At 70.9% G+C, this 14,671-nt stretch carries 14 protein-coding genes; 3 read left to right on the forward strand and 11 right to left on the reverse strand.

Features of this window, described 5'->3' with window-relative positions; genetic code table 11:
* The first annotated feature begins 65 nt into the window (after window positions 1-65).
* Window positions 66-332, forward strand: a complete 267-nt coding sequence (locus ACFXPL_RS27235) for a DUF3073 domain-containing protein (protein ID WP_384924466.1) — start codon at window positions 66-68, stop codon at window positions 330-332.
* 156 nt (window positions 333-488) lie between these two features.
* Here ACFXPL_RS27235 and purM read toward each other — a convergent pair whose 3' ends face one another.
* From purM to ACFXPL_RS27260, 5 genes are all read right to left on the reverse strand, one after another.
* Window positions 489-1,559, reverse strand: a complete 1,071-nt coding sequence (gene purM, locus ACFXPL_RS27240; protein WP_384924468.1) for a phosphoribosylformylglycinamidine cyclo-ligase — start codon at window positions 1,557-1,559, stop codon at window positions 489-491.
* A 68-nt stretch (window positions 1,560-1,627) separates the two neighbouring features.
* Window positions 1,628-3,154 (reverse strand): amidophosphoribosyltransferase, encoded by a 1,527-nt coding sequence (gene purF, locus ACFXPL_RS27245; protein ID WP_384924470.1) that lies wholly within the window; start codon window positions 3,152-3,154, stop codon window positions 1,628-1,630.
* An 86-nt stretch (window positions 3,155-3,240) separates the two neighbouring features.
* A complete protein-coding gene (locus ACFXPL_RS27250) occupies window positions 3,241-4,176 on the reverse strand; it encodes an META domain-containing protein (RefSeq protein WP_384924472.1) in 936 nt (311 codons plus the stop codon).
* Window positions 4,177-4,236: 60 nt separating this feature from the next.
* Window positions 4,237-5,046, reverse strand: a complete 810-nt coding sequence (locus ACFXPL_RS27255) for a sterol carrier family protein (RefSeq protein WP_384924474.1) — start codon at window positions 5,044-5,046, stop codon at window positions 4,237-4,239.
* Between the two features lie 47 nt (window positions 5,047-5,093).
* The gene (locus tag ACFXPL_RS27260; protein WP_384924476.1) at window positions 5,094-6,212 is read right to left on the reverse strand and encodes an Lrp/AsnC ligand binding domain-containing protein; all 1,119 of its coding nucleotides are present in this window, start codon (window positions 6,210-6,212) and stop codon (window positions 5,094-5,096) included.
* A 158-nt stretch (window positions 6,213-6,370) separates the two neighbouring features.
* Between ACFXPL_RS27260 and ACFXPL_RS27265 the strand changes: the two genes are divergently transcribed.
* Both ACFXPL_RS27265 and ACFXPL_RS27270 read left to right on the forward strand, forming a co-directional pair.
* Window positions 6,371-8,104 (forward strand): AbgT family transporter, encoded by a 1,734-nt coding sequence (locus tag ACFXPL_RS27265; protein WP_384924478.1) that lies wholly within the window; start codon window positions 6,371-6,373, stop codon window positions 8,102-8,104.
* Window positions 8,105-8,166: 62 nt separating this feature from the next.
* Window positions 8,167-9,384 carry a M20 family metallopeptidase gene (locus ACFXPL_RS27270; RefSeq protein ID WP_384924480.1) on the forward strand — a complete coding sequence of 406 codons (1,218 nt, stop codon included), beginning with the start codon at window positions 8,167-8,169 and terminating at the stop codon, window positions 9,382-9,384.
* A 75-nt stretch (window positions 9,385-9,459) separates the two neighbouring features.
* Here the strand turns inward: ACFXPL_RS27270 and ACFXPL_RS27275 are convergent, their stop codons facing one another.
* From ACFXPL_RS27275 to purS, 6 genes are all read right to left on the reverse strand, one after another.
* A complete protein-coding gene (locus ACFXPL_RS27275) occupies window positions 9,460-10,458 on the reverse strand; it encodes a M23 family metallopeptidase (RefSeq protein WP_384924482.1) in 999 nt (332 codons plus the stop codon).
* A gap of 41 nt (window positions 10,459-10,499) precedes the next feature.
* Window positions 10,500-11,030, reverse strand: coding sequence for an ArsR/SmtB family transcription factor (locus ACFXPL_RS27280; protein WP_384924484.1), 531 nt, complete (start codon window positions 11,028-11,030; stop codon window positions 10,500-10,502).
* 156 nt (window positions 11,031-11,186) lie between these two features.
* Entirely contained in the window at window positions 11,187-11,393 is a 207-nt protein-coding gene (locus tag ACFXPL_RS27285; RefSeq protein ID WP_384924486.1) for a DUF4177 domain-containing protein, read from the reverse strand.
* A gap of 47 nt (window positions 11,394-11,440) precedes the next feature.
* Window positions 11,441-13,699, reverse strand: coding sequence for a phosphoribosylformylglycinamidine synthase subunit PurL (purL, locus tag ACFXPL_RS27290; RefSeq protein ID WP_384924488.1), 2,259 nt, complete (start codon window positions 13,697-13,699; stop codon window positions 11,441-11,443).
* The gene (gene purQ / locus ACFXPL_RS27295) at window positions 13,699-14,379 is read right to left on the reverse strand and encodes a phosphoribosylformylglycinamidine synthase subunit PurQ (RefSeq protein WP_384924490.1); all 681 of its coding nucleotides are present in this window, start codon (window positions 14,377-14,379) and stop codon (window positions 13,699-13,701) included. The genes purL and purQ overlap by 1 nt, the downstream gene beginning before the upstream one ends.
* The gene (gene purS, locus ACFXPL_RS27300) at window positions 14,376-14,663 is read right to left on the reverse strand and encodes a phosphoribosylformylglycinamidine synthase subunit PurS (protein WP_384924492.1); all 288 of its coding nucleotides are present in this window, start codon (window positions 14,661-14,663) and stop codon (window positions 14,376-14,378) included. Before purS ends, purQ begins: the two co-directional genes overlap by 4 nt.
* Window positions 14,664-14,671 lie beyond the last annotated feature (8 nt).

A 14,671-nucleotide genomic window follows, 5' to 3' on the forward strand; every position in this document is an offset into this window, starting at 1 on the left:
TCGGATTCATGAACGCGTGTCAAGACTCTGGGGCCGTCGAGCCCCGTCACCGAGGGGGTCGAGCCATGGGGCGCGGCCGGGCCAAGGCCAAGCAGACGAAGGTCGCCCGCCAGCTGAAGTACAACAGCGGCGGGACAGACCTGTCGCGTCTGGCCAACGAGCTGGGCGCATCGCCTTCAAGTCAACCGCCGAACGGCGAGCCGTTCGAGGACGACGAAGAGGAAGATGACCCGTACGCACAGTACGCGGACCGCTACAACGCGGACCCGTACAAGGACGACGAGGACGAGGACGACCAGTCCGGGCCCTCGGCGCGGCGCCGCGGCGCTTGACGTCCGTACATCCCGAGCGTCAGCTCGTCATCAGCATCCGGCCCGGTCCGGGGCCCGCAGCCCTGGACCGGGTTCTGTGCTGTCCGCGCGCTTCTGCTCCGCCCGGGCGGTTCCGTGCCGGCCGGGTGAGCTCGGTGGCCGGCACGGGACACCACGTCAGCTCGCGTAGTCGCCGGTCAGCGCCGCTCCGGTGGAGTGGTCCGCCCGCTCGGTGATCTCTCCGGCGACCCAGGCGTCCACCCCGCGGTCGGCGAGCGTGGTGAGCGCGGCGTCGGCGGACTCCGCCGGGACGACGGCCATCATGCCCACGCCCATGTTCAGCGTCTTCTCCAGCTCCAGGCGCTCCACCTGGCCCGCCGTGCCGATCACGTCGAAGACCGCGCCGGGCGTCCACGTCGAGCGGTCCACCGTGGCGTGCAGGCCGTCCGGGATCACCCGGGCGAGATTGGCCGCCAGGCCGCCGCCGGTGATGTGGCTGAACGCGTGCACGTCGGTCGTCCTGGTGAGGGCCAGGCAGTCCAGCGAGTAGATCTTGGTGGGCTCCAGGAGCTCCTCGCCGAGCGTGCGGCCGAACTCGGGGACCTCGCGCTCCAGCGACCAGCCGGCCCGGTCGAAGACCACGTGGCGGACGAGCGAGTACCCGTTCGAGTGAAGTCCTGAGGACGCCATCGCGATGACCGCGTCCCCCGTACGGATGCGATCCGCGCCGAGCAGCCGGTCCGCCTCGACCACGCCCGTACCGGCGCCGGCGACGTCGAAGTCGTCCTCGCCGAGGAGTCCGGGGTGCTCGGCGGTCTCGCCGCCGACCAGGGCGCAGCCGGCCAGCACACAGCCTTCGGCGATGCCCTTGACGATGGCGGCGACCCGCTCGGGGTGGACCTTGCCGACACAGATGTAGTCGGTCATGAACAGGGGCTCCGCGCCGCAGACGACGAGGTCGTCGACGACCATGCCGACGAGGTCGCGGCCGATCGTGTCGTACACGCCCATCTTGCGGGCGAGGTCGACCTTCGTGCCGACGCCGTCGGTGGCGGAGGCGAGGAGCGGGCGTTCGTAGCGCTTGAGGGCGGAGGCGTCGAAGAGGCCGGCGAAGCCGCCGAGGCCGCCGAGGACCTCGGGGCGCCGGGTCTTCTTCACCCACTCCTTCATCAGCTCGACCGCGCGGTCACCGGCTTCGATGTCGACGCCCGCGGCGGCATAGCTGGCACCAGTAGTCGTTTCGGACATGGCTGGGTACTTTCCTGTCGTCGTGAGGTCGTCGAACATCATGCGGAGAGGCCGGGACGGTCCCGCCGCTACGGCCTGCGCAGCGCTTCCGACGCGGCGGTACCGGCCGGTCCCGCCGCCAGCTCGGTCTCCAGGAGCTGCTTGCCGAGCAGTTCGGGGTCGGGGAGGGCCATCGGGTACTCGCCGTCGAAGCACGCGCGGCAGAGGTTGGGCTTGGCGATCGTGGTCGCCTCGATCATCCCGTCGAGGGAGATGTACGAGAGCGAGTCGGCGCCCATGGAGATACCGATCTCCTCGACCGTCATGCCGTTGGCGATCAGCTCCGCGCGGGTGGCGAAGTCGATGCCGAAGAAGCAGGGCCACTTGACCGGCGGGGACGAGATCCGGACGTGGACCTCGGCGGCGCCCGCCTCGCGGAGCATCTTGACGAGGGCGCGCTGGGTGTTGCCGCGGACGATCGAGTCGTCGACGACCACCAGGCGCTTGCCTCGGATGACTTCCTTCAGCGGATTCAGCTTCAGTCGGATGCCGAGCTGGCGGATGGTCTGGGACGGCTGGATGAAGGTCCGGCCGACGTACGCGTTCTTGACCAGCCCGGATCCGTACGGGATGCCGCTGGCCTCCGCGTACCCGATGGCGGCGGGGGTGCCGGACTCGGGCGTGGCTATGACCAGGTCCGCCTCGGCCGGCGCTTCCTTGGCCAGTTTCCGGCCCATCTCGACCCGGGAGAGGTAGACATTACGACCGGCGATGTCCGTATCGGGACGGGCCAGGTATACGTACTCGAAAACGCAGCCCTTGGGCTTCGCTTCCGCGAATCGCTGGGTCCGCAGGCCGTTCTCGTCGATGGCGATCAGCTCGCCGGGCTCGATCTCCCGTACGTAGGAGGCGCCGCAGATGTCGAGGGCCGCGCCCTCGGAGGCGACGACCCAGCCGCGTTCGAGCCGGCCGAGGACGAGCGGGCGGATGCCCTGCGGGTCACGGGCGGCGTACAGGGTGTGCTCGTCCATGAAGACGAACGAGAAGGCGCCCTGGACATCGGGCAGGATCTTGGCGGCGGCTTCCTCGACCGTGAGGGGCTTGCCTTCGGCGTCCGACTGGCTGGCCAGCAGGGCCGTGACCAGGTCGGTGTCGTTGGTGGCGGCGACGCGCGTCGTCCGGCCGTTCTCCTTGGGCAGGTCGGCGACCATCCCGGCGAGCTGGGCGGTGTTGACCAGGTTGCCGTTGTGGCCGAGCGCGATGGAGCCGTGGGCCGTGGCCCGGAAGGTCGGCTGCGCGTTCTCCCACACCGAGGCTCCGGTGGTGGAGTAGCGGGCGTGGCCCACCGCGATATGCCCCACGAGGGAGCTGAGGGAGGTTTCGTCGAAGACCTGTGAGACGAGGCCCATGTCCTTGAAAACCAGGATCTTGGACCCGTTGCTCACTGCGATGCCCGCGGACTCCTGTCCACGGTGCTGTAGGGCATACAGTCCGAAATAGGTGAGCTTGGCGACCTCTTCGCCCGGGGCCCAGACTCCGAAGACGCCGCAAGCGTCCTGGGGGCCTTTCTCTCCGGGGAGCAGGTCGTGGTTGAGTCGTCCATCACCACGAGGCACGCCACCGAGTGTAGGCGAGATCGACCACTGGTCCGAATTGGGGATACGGAAGGGGGCCCTCGCGGGCCCTTCCGGCGGCCTCCCGGTTACTTCTCGGGGACGGTCGCGGTGGCCCCGATCTCCTCTCCTTCCGCGGTCCTGAGGGTGACGGAACGGTGGCGCAGCTCATATGTGACCTCGCCCTCCAGCACCTTCTGCACCTGGCGTTCCAGGGTCATCGCGGGTCCGGGGCAGAGCATGCGGGTGGCGGTGAGCCGGCCGAGGGTGAGGGTCGTACCGGAGACGGTGGCGGGGGCCTTGAAGCGGTTGCAGCCGAGGCTGCCCTCGACGGTGCCGGGCCGTTCCCCGTCCTTGCCGGCCTGCGCCTCCTTACTCACAGTGAACGTGAAGAACGCCTTGCCCTCGGCGCCCTTGGGCAGGGAGGTCGCCGTGTCCTTCCCGGTGAGCGAGTCGACCGTCCACTTCGTTCCGGCGAAGGGCGCGGGCTCCTCCGAGGTCAGCGCGATCGTGTCGCCGTCCGCCGTGGTGAGGGTGAGCTTCTTGCCGTCCTGGAGTTCGGCGGTGAGCTTCCCGGAGAGCGCGCCGTCGAGCGCCTTCTCGAAGCCGTCCGCCTCCTTGTCGCACCCGATCAGCGTGGCCTCCTTGTCGCCGATGGTGATGACGTCGTCCCGGATGGTGACGGGCGCGCTGACGTGGTTGCAGCCGGTCTGGGCGCTGGCCCGGCCCTCGGAGCTGATCTCCACGCCGGCGCCCGGGGGCGCGGCGGTCTTCTCGCCGTCCCTGGTGACGCTGTCGACGCGCCAGTGGACACCGGTGAGCGGCAGCTCGGTCTGCACGGCCCGGCCGCCGTCGCGGTTGCCGGTGCCGCTCCCGGCGCCGGAGCCGGAGCCGTCCTTGGTCTCGGTGCCGCAGGCGGTCAGCGCGAGCAGCGCGGCGGTGGTGACGGCGGCGATGTGCGTGAGGCGCGCGCCGTGACCGTTGTGGGTGCCGTGGATGCCGTGGATGATCTTCTGTTTCCGCATACCGCTGGGACGGGGAAGGGCGCGGTACGGTTCCGCCTCCCCCGCGCGTCCCGCCGGACCTCACCCCATCAGCGGGAGCAGACCGCCGAGATCCGCGCGCTCCCCGCTCGCGCTGACCCGCGCCGCTTCGACCTCCTCGCGCCAGCCCGTACGGCCGGTGGCCAGCCGGATCCAGGTCAGCGGATCGGTCTCCACGACGTTGGGCGGGGTCCCCCGGGTGTGGCGCGGCCCGGCCACGCACTGCACGACGGCGTACGGCGGCACCCGTACCTCGGTCGACGCGCCGGGCGCCTTCACGGCGAGCGCGTCGGCGAGCACCCGCGTACAGGCGGCGAGCGCCTGCCGGTCGAACGGCACGGCGAGCCCGGTGGCCCGGTTGAGGTCGTCGGTGTGGACGACCAGCTCGACGGTCCTGGTGACGAGATGGTCCCCGAGCCGCATCGGCCCGAGCCGGATCGCCGCCACCTGGTCGTCGTCCGCGCCGGGCAGCAGGGCGTCGAGCCGCGCGGCGGTACGGGCGAACAGCTCGTCCAGGGGCGCGGACGCGGCGTACTCCTGGACGCCCTCCGCGATGGCGCCCGCGTGCGCGGCGGTGGCGAAGGGCCAGCCGGCGAGGGTGACGGGCTCGCCCCGCTGGTCCTGGCCCTGGGCCGGCCACTCCTGCTCGATGGCGCGGTTGACGGATTCGACGGCCATGCACAGATGCGCGGCCAGCTCCCGTACGGTCCACTCCCCGAGCCCGCAGTCCAGCGCGAGTTGCTCGGGCGTGAGCTGTCCGACCGCCTCCCGCACGTTCCCGAACTGGGCCACGACGGCCGCCCGGATCTTGGCGGAGTCGTAGCTGCGGGCGCGCTTCTTGGCAGGTGGCATGGGGGGAGGCTAATGCCTGCGCGCGGCCGGACGGGCGCGCGGATACGTTACTGCGCGGGCGCGCTCCGCAGGAAGCCGTCGCCCCTGTCCCCGAGCCGCACCCTGTCCCCGAGCCGTACCCCGTCCCGCGCCGTCCAGTGGCGGCGCAGCACGCGCACGCCCACGCACGTGTTGACCCGCGTGACCTCGGGGAAGGCCCCCAGATCCGTGGTGATGAAGTCGGCCAGGTCCTCCTCGTCCCGGAAGACGCCGTGGTGGATCACCGAGGTGGACCCGGCCACCATCGAGACGTACCGCGCCGACGGGTGCCCGCCCAGGGTGTCCAGCAGGCGGGGGATCGCCTGCGGGAGCACCGTGAGGGAGAGCACGGCGGTGAGCGGGTAGCCCAGCACGGCCGGTTCGATCTCCACGCGCGGCCAGAGGGCGCCGGACTCCAGGAGCGCCTGCGAGGTGCGGTACGCCGTCGAGCGGCTGACGTCCAGCTCGCGGGCGATGTCGGCGGCCGGGATCCGGCCGTTGTCCACCATCAGCTCCAGGGTGCGCCGCTCCACCTCGGAGAGCTGGTCGGGCGAGGTCCTGCGCTCCTGGGTGATCTGCACGGCGTGCTCGCGCAGCCGCCCGGTCTGCTCGTCGTCGAGCCGGTGGAGCCGCCAGCTCTGGCCCATGGTGTAGGCGCGCAGGACCAGTTGGGACTCGGTGGAGACGATGCCGGGGATGCCGGGCAGCCGGTGGGTCAGCAGGTCGAAGATATCGGTCCCGAGGAGGGGGTAGACGCTGCAGTAGAGGTCGGCGCTGCCGGTCGTCAGCAGCAGGGTCTGCACCTCGGCCAGTTCGAGGATGCGCCGCGCGACCTCCTGGGAGCGGCCCGGCTCGCACGTGATCCACACCTGCCGCGGGTTCTCGGTGGTGATCAGCGGCCAGTCCAGCCGGCCCACCACGCGGAGCAGCCGCTCGGCGCGCAGCCGCGCGAGGCGGCGGGCGATGGTGCTCGGCGAGCTGTCCAGCACTTCGGCGAGGGCGTTCACCGGGGTGCGGGGGGCGAGCTGGAGGGCGGCGACGAGATCGAGGTCGACGTCGTCGAGCAGCCGTTCCTCCGGACGCGCCGATGATCGCCGCGTTGCGGCGGTGGAGGCGGTGGGTGAGGAAAGAGCTGACGGCGGCGGCATCTCCTGATCCTAGCCGCTGCCCCCGTTGAGCCACTTCATCATCAGGAAGTTACGAGAGCGAAACAACCGAGGACAACAGGACCATTGACACAATCTTTCATCTTGGAGTCTGATGGCGAACCAATGCGCCATTCCGTGAGAAGAGAGGGACCGATGTGGTGACCAGGACGACGGAGGACCGCCCGAAGGACCCCTCGGCGGACCCGGGGGCGGGCGCCGCCGAGGCCACCGCCCCGGGCCCGGTGTCCGGCTCGGTGGCGGTCACGCTGCGGGTGCTCGGTGTCATCGAACGCGTCGGCAACCGGCTGCCCCACCCCTTCTGGCTGTTCGTGATCCTCAGCGCGGTGCTGCTCGTCCTGAGCTGGGCGCTGCACGGCCTCGGGGTCTCCGCCGAATCGCCCACGGACGGCGCGACGGTCGCGGTACGGAGCCTGGTCTCCGACGCGGGCGTGACGATGATGCTCGACGGCCTGATCGACAACTACGCGACGTTCCCGCCGCTGGGGGTCGTCCTCGTCGTCATGCTCGGCGTATCGGTCGCCGACCGGGCCGGGCTCCTCACCGCCATGCTGCGGGCCGCGCTCGCGAAGGTCCCGGTCCGGGCCGTCACCTTCATGATCGCGCTCACCGGGATGGTCGCCCACATCGCCTCCGACGCGGCGTTCGTGGTGATGATCCCGCTGGGCGCGATCGCCTACCGCTCCGTCGGGCGCAACCCCGTGCTGGGCGCGGTCGTCGCCTTCGTCGCGGTCTCGGGAGGGCACGCCGCCAGCCCGCTGGTCACGCCCTCGGACGCCACACTGGCCGCGCTGACGACGGCGGCGGCACACACCATCGACCCCGCGTACACGGTCACCCCGGTCGCCAACTACTTCTTCTCGCTCGTCTCGTCCGTCGTTCTGGCACTGGTCATCACCCTGGTCGCGGAGACGCTGCTGACCCGGCGGGTGGCGATGATGGCGGCGGACGACGCGGCGGAGGCCCGGGAGGAGGCGAAGGCCGGGGAAGCGGGGAAGGCCGGGGAAGCGGGGAAGGCCCGGGAAGAGGCGAAGGCCGGGAAGGCTTCCGCGGCCTCGGAGACCTCCGAAGCCGCCCAAGCCACCGGAGCCGCCGAGGAGCTGCCCGATCTGTCCCTGACGGACGACGAGCGCCGCGGGCTGCGCGCCGCCGGGATCACCGCCCTCGCCCTGCTGGCCGCCATCGCCGCGGCGGCCCTGCCCGCCGGCTCACCCCTGCGCGGCGAGCACGGCGCCGTCATCGACTCGCCGCTCGTCCACAACATCGCCGTCTTCCTGGCGCTGCTCTTCTTCGCGACCGGCGTCGCGTACGGCCGCGTGGTGGGAGTCGTCCGTACGGCGAAGGACATCCCGGACATGATGGCGCTGGGGCTGCGCGAACTCACCCCGATCCTGGTGCTGTTCTTCGCGATCTCGCAGTTCCTCGCCTACTTCAAGTGGACCTCGATCGGCGAGGTCATGGCCATCACCGGGGCGGAGCTGCTGGACTCCTCCGGTGTGCCGATCGTGGTCATCTTCGTCGGCGTCATCCTCCTCGTCAGCGTGCTGAACCTGGTCCTCACCAGCGGTTCCGCCATGTGGGCGCTGATCGGGCCGGTGTTCGTGCCCATGCTGATGCTGCTGAAGGTCGCCCCCGAGACCACCTGGGCGCTGTACCGGATCGCCGACTCCTGTACCAACCCCATCACCCCGATGAGCCCGTACTTCGTGCTCTGTCTGGGCTTCGTACGCCGCTACCGCCCCAAGGCGGGCATCGGCACCCTGATGTCCCTGACGCTTCCGGTCGCGCTGTCGATGCTCGTCGTATGGACGCTGCTCTTCCTGGCCTGGTACGTGCTCGGCCTGCCGTTCGGCCCGGGAGCGCCGACGCACTGACCGCTCGGCCCGGCCACCCGACCACCCACCCGTCCACGAGAATTCGGAGAACCACGCACACCATGCCGGTACCCGCACCCGCCCCCATGCCGCACTCCCCCCACGGCCCCGACCGCGCCGCGCTCTCCCGTATCGCGTCCTGGTGCGACGAGCGGGAGCAACGGGACGGCTACCTCACCGATCTGCGCCGCCTGGTGGAACAGGAGTCGCCCAGCGCGGACAAACCCCTCCTCGACGCCACCGCCGATCTGATCCTGGAGCTGCTGTCCGTACGGCTGGGCGAGCCGAGCCGTACGGTACGACACCGCCACCCCGGTCACGGCGACGTCATCGAGGCCGAGTACGACGGCGACTCCGGCGGTACGGTCACCGTCGTCGGCCACTACGACACCGTGTGGCCGGCGGGCACCGTCGCCGACCGGCCGTTCACCCTCGCCGAAGGCATCGTCTCGGGCCCGGGGGTCTTCGACATGAAGGCCGGTCTGGCGCAGGGGATCTGGGCGCTGCGCGCGCTGCGCGTCCTCGGACTGCCCCGGCCCACCGTGCGTTTCGTGTTCAACGGCGACGAGGAGACCGGCAGCGTCGTCTCCCGGCCGCTCATCGAACGGGCCACGGAGGACGCCGTCGCCACGCTGGTCATGGAACCCGGCGGTACGTGGGGGATCAAGGCCGGCCGCAAGGGCGTCGGCATCTTCACCCTCACGACGACGGGGCTGGAGGCCCACGCAGGCCTCGACCCGGCCAAGGGCGCCAGCGCCATCCACGGACTGGCCGACGTCATCCGGGACCTGGTCGCCGCCGCCGACCCGGAACAGGGGACGACCGTCAACGTCGGCCGTATCAGCGGCGGTACGGCGCGCAACGTCATCGCGGGCGAGGCGACCTGCCTCGTGGACATCCGTGTCAGTACGCGGGAGGAGATCGAGCGGATGGACGGCGTCCTCGCGGGCCTGTCCGCCACGGACCCCCGGGTCACCCTCACTCTCGGCGGCGGCTGGAACCGCCCGCCGATGCGGCCCGGCGACGCGGGCCGCCGGCTCTTCGCGCTGGTGGACGGGGTCGCGACGCACCTGCGGGAGCCGCTGGCCGAGCTGTACGTCGGCGGCGGCAGCGACGCGAACTTCGTCGCCGCCCTCGGCCGCCCGGTCCTCTGCGGCATGGGTGCCCTCGGCGACGGGGCGCACGCCCGTCACGAGCACGTCACCCTGGCCGACCTCCCCGACCGTGTCGCCCTCGCGGCGGGCACGCTGCTGGGGCTGGCCGAAGGCCCGGCGGCCTGACGGCCTGACGGCACGGAAGGGAGGGCTGAGCGGCGGCCGTGGTGGTCGCCGCTCAGCCCTCCTCCTCGTGCTCCTTCACCCCGCGTCGGTGTCAGCGCCCGTGCCGGTGTCAGCGCCCGTGCCGGTGCCGGTGCCGGTGCCGGTGCCGGTGCCGGTGCCGTACGCCACGAAGTGCCCGCCGTTCGGCGGAACACCGATCTCCCGCCAGCGGAACGGGAGGCCGCGGGCGACGTTCAGATCCGGGTGGTCCATGAGCTGGAAGTGGACATGCGGCTCGGTGGAGTTGCCGGAGTTACCGCAACGGCCCAGGAGTTGGCCCGTCCCGACGCGGTCGCCCGCACGGACCTGGAGCGAGCCGCGCTGGACATGGGCGTACATCGCGTACGTACCGTCCCCCAGGTCGAGGACCACATGGTTGCCGACGATCCGGTGCGCGCCGCCGATCTCCCGTACGGCGCTCTCGAAGAGCATCAGGTAGACCAGCGCGGGCAGCGAGTTCCGGCTGAGGTGGTCGCGCTGGCCGTCGGAGGCGCGGACGACCGTCGCGTCGGCCACCGCGAGGAGCGGTTCACCGAAGGCCGGGAAGTCGCGGTTGCGGCGGGCGATCGGCCACAGCCACGCGAAGGCCGGGCGGGAGAGCGACGGGGACGACGGGGACGACCCGGGGGATTCCGGGGCCGTGGCCGGATCCGGGCGCGGGTCCGGGTCCGGGTCGGACTCCGGGTCCGCCACGATGTCGATCGCGTACGCCTGGCCGTACCCGTACGTCCCATGGCTCGGCACCTTGTCCGCCGGGCTGTTCACCGCCGACCAGCGGCCCCTGACCGGCGCGTCCACCTCCAGCGCCGGCGGGCGCACCGCGTGCTGGGCCCGTGCCGTACGCCCCATCCAGACCAGCAGCGCGATGCCGGTCCCGGCCGGCAGCCACGTCCACCAGTAGCTGAACGGCAGATCGGCGAAGGCCCCGGCGAGGACCAGGAGGCAGAACACCAGCCAGGACAGCCGGAAGGCCACCATGGCCGCCCCCCGGTTCCGGCGGTTCTGCCTTACCTCTTCCGCTTCGCTTGCGGACATCGTCTCGTTCCCCCTGTGGTCGGTCGGGTGCGCTGCGGCGGCTACGGGCCCGCCGCGGTGATCATCACCAGCAGCGGTACGACCCGGGCGGCCGGGACCTCGTACCGGCCGCGGCCCGGCGTGTGCAGCCAGCCCGCGCCGGTCAGTTGGCGCAGGTGGTGGTAGATCTGGCCGGTGGTGCCCAGCTCGTCCAGGTCGGCCAGTTCGGCCGTCGTGCGCCAGCCGCCGAGGATCTCGTGCAGGAGGCGCAGCCGCACCGGGTGGCCGAGCGCGGCGAAGGACTCGGCGGTCAGCGACCAGTCGGCGTCGAGCAGACCGTCGGTGAGCGCGCCGTACTGCCACTCGTACCTCTCCCCCGCCGGGAGCCGCACCGAGCCGGTGTAGAGCACGCCCCCGCCCGGCGAACCGGTCTTCGCCAGCTCCGACTTGAGGAGTCCCAGCGCCCAGAGGTCGCCGTCGGGGAGGCGTGGCTCCGTACGGCTCTCGCCGCCCGCCCCGTCTCGTTCGCGGTCGCCGCGCTCCAGCGCCGCGAGCCTGCGCTCCAGTTCGGCGACGCGCTCCTCAAGTCCCATGCGTCGATACTACGTAATTACGTAATCCCTCGAAACCCAGGGCGCCCCTACGCACGCACCGACAGCAACAGGCAGCACGGACGACTGTGCCCCCGTCCCGGAAAACCCGGGACGGGGGCACAGTCGAGGGCGTCACGCCGTCATACGCTCATACGGTCACGCCTCGCGCGTGCGCTCCAGCGTCAGCAGCAGGCCTTCGACCGCACCCGGGCCGATCCGGCCCTTGACGTCCGCCGCCGTGACCGACTTCAGCGCCCAGCCGTCCTCGGCGTGCTTGTTGAGGATCTTCTCCAGCTTGTCGCCGTCCAGGGCGTCGCCGATGAGCGATTCCCTGAATGTGACGACCTTGTACTCGTACGCCATGGTGCGTTCCCCTCCTGGTGGTTGACCCGCTGGTGGTTGACCCGCGCTCAGGCCAGCAGCGCCGGAATCGTCGCCTCGTGCGCGTCCTTCAGCTCGCCCAGCGGGATGCTGAACTCGCCCTGGACCTCGATCTCCTCGCCGTCCACGACCCCGATCCGGGTGACGGGCAGCCCGCGCGCCCCGCACATGTCGGTGAACCGCAGCTCCTCGCTGCGCGGTACGGCGACGACCGCGCGGCCCGCCGACTCGCTGAGCAGGAACGTGAAGGCGTCGAGCCCGTCCGGTACGACCAGCCGCGCGCCACGCCCGCCGCGCAGGCAGGACTCCGTCACCGCCTGGATCAGACCGCCGTCGCTCAGGTCGTGCGCCGCGTCGATCATGCCGTCGCGGGACGCCGAGATCAGGATCTCGCCGAGCAGCTTCTCGCGGTCGAGGTCCACGGCCGGCGGCAGCCCGCCGAGGTGGTCGTGGACGACCTGGGACCAGGCCGAGCCGCCGAACTCCTCGCGCGTGTCACCGAGCAGGTAGAGGAGCTGGCCCTCCGCCGCGAAGGCGATCGGCGTACGGCGGTTGACGTCGTCGATCACGCCGAGCACGGCCACGACCGGCGTCGGGTGGATCGCCGTCTCGCCCGTCTGGTTGTAGAGCGAGACGTTCCCGCCGGTCACCGGGGTGCCCAACTGGAGGCAGCCGTCGGCCAGTCCGCGCGTCGCCTCGGCGAACTGCCACATCACGGCCGGGTCTTCGGGCGAGCCGAAGTTCAGGCAGTTCGAGATGGCGAGCGGTGTGGCGCCGGAGGCGGCCACGTTGCGGTACGACTCGGCCAGCGCGAGCTGCGCGCCCGTGTACGGGTCGAGCTTCGCGAAGCGGCCGTTGCCGTCGGTCGCCATGGCCACGCCGAGGTTCGACTCCTCGTCGATCCGGACCATGCCGGCGTCCTCGGGCTGCGCCAGCACCGTGTTGCCCTGGACGAAGCGGTCGTACTGGTCGGTGATCCACGCCTTCGACGCCTGGTTCGGCGACGCGATCAGCTTCAGCACCTGCTCCCGCAGCTCGGCCGAGGTGGCCGGGCGGGGCAGCTTGTTCGCGTCGTCCGCCTGGAGGGCGTCCTGCCAGTCGGGGCGCGCGTAGGGCCGCTCGTACACCGGACCGTCGTGGGCCACGGAGCGCGGCGGTACGTCGACGATCTGCTCGCCGTGCCAGAAGATCTCCAGGCGCTCGCCCTCGGTCACCTCACCGATGACCGTGGCGATGACGTCCCACTTCTCGCAGATCTCCATGAAGCGGTCGACCTTGCCGGGCTCCACGACCGCGCACATGCGCTCCTGCGACTCGCTCATGAGGATTTCCTCGGGCGAGAGGGTCGCGTCACGCAGCGGTACGGTGTCCAGCTCGACCCGCATCCCGCCGGAACCGGCCGACGCCAGCTCGCTCGTCGCACAGGAGAGACCGGCGCCGCCGAGGTCCTGGATGCCGTCGACGAGCTTCTCGGCGAAGATCTCCAGGGTGCACTCGATGAGGAGCTTCTCCTGGAAGGGGTCGCCGACCTGCACGGCCGGGCGCTTGGCCGGACCGGTGGACTCGAAGGTCTCGCTGGCCAGCACCGAGACGCCGCCGATGCCGTCGCCGCCCGTGCGGGCGCCGTACAGGATCACCTTGTTGCCCGTGCCCGACGCCTTCGCGAGGTGGATGTCCTCGTGCTTCATCACACCGATGCAGCCGGCGTTGACGAGCGGGTTGCCCTGGTAGCAGGCGTCGAAGACGACCTCGCCGCCGATGTTCGGCAGACCGAGGCAGTTGCCGTAACCGCCGATGCCCGCGACGACCCCGGGCAGCACCCGCTTGGTGTCGGGGTGGTCGGCCGCGCCGAAGCGCAGCGGGTCCACGACGGCGACGGGGCGGGCGCCCATGGCGAGGATGTCGCGGACGATGCCGCCGATGCCGGTGGCCGCGCCCTGGTAGGGCTCGATGTACGAGGGGTGGTTGTGCGACTCGACCTTGAAAGTGACCGCGTACCCCTGGCCGACGTCCACGACGCCCGCGTTCTCGCCGATGCCGACGAGCATCGCGTCGCTGGCGGGGGCCTTCTCGCCGAACTGCCTCAGGTGCACCTTGCTGCTCTTGTACGAGCAGTGCTCGGACCACATGACGGAGTACATGGCCAGCTCGGCGCCGGTGGGACGGCGCTCCAGGATCTCGCGGATCCGGGCGTACTCGTCCTCCTTGAGGCCGAGTTCCTTCCAGGGCTGGTCGGCGTCGGGGGTACCGGTCGCGTGCTTGACCGTGTCGAGGTTCTTGATGGTCATCAGGCGCTTACCAGCTTCTTCAGGATCGAGGTGAAGAATCCGAGGCCGTCGGTACGGCCCGTACCGATCAGCGGCTCCACGGCGTGCTCGGGGTGCGGCATGAGGCCGACGACGTTGCCCGCCGCGTTGGTGACTCCGGCGATGTCGCGCAGCGAACCGTTCGGGTTCCCGTCCAGGTAGCGGAAGGCGACCCGGCCCTCGGACTCCAGCTCGTCCAGCGTGCGCTCGTCGGCGACGTACCGGCCGTCGATGTTCTTGAGCGGTACGGAGATTTCCTGACCGGCGGAATAATCCGCGGTCCAGGCGGTGTCCGCACTCTCCACCCGCAGTTTCTGATCGCGGCAGATGAAGTGGAGATGGTTGTTGCGGAGCATGGCGCCCGGAAGGAGATGCGACTCCGTGAGGATCTGGAAGCCGTTGCAGATGCCGAGAACCGGCATACCGGCCTTCGCCTGCTCAATGATCGTTTCCATCACCGGCGAGAACCGGGAGATGGCTCCGGCCCGCAGATAATCGCCGTAACTGAAACCGCCCGCGAGGACAACCGCGTCGACCTGATGGAGGTCTTTGTCGCGGTGCCAGAGCGATACGGGCTCGGCACCGGCGATACGGACGGCGCGCAGGCTGTCCCGGTCGTCGAGCGTGCCGGGGAAGGTGACGACTCCGATACGAGACGTCACTTCGACCCCTCGGCCGCTGCGGTCGGGGCGGCGGCGACGGACTCGTCGATCTTCACGACGAAGTCCTCGATGACGGTGTTGGCCAGAAAGGTTTCGGCCATCTCGTGGATGCGGGCGAGGGCGGCCTCGTCGACCGGCCCCGCCACCTCCAGCTCGAAGCGCTTTCCCTGACGGACGTCGGCGATACCCTCGAAGCCCAGGCGGGGCAGTGCGCGCTGCACCGCCTGGCCCTGCGGGTCGAGGATCTCCGGCTTGAGCATGACGTCGACTACGACGCGTGCCACGTGCACTC

Origin of the sequence: Streptomyces sp. NPDC059092 (assembly GCF_042756365.1) — a bacterium.
Lineage (GTDB): Bacteria > Actinomycetota > Actinomycetes > Streptomycetales > Streptomycetaceae > Streptomyces.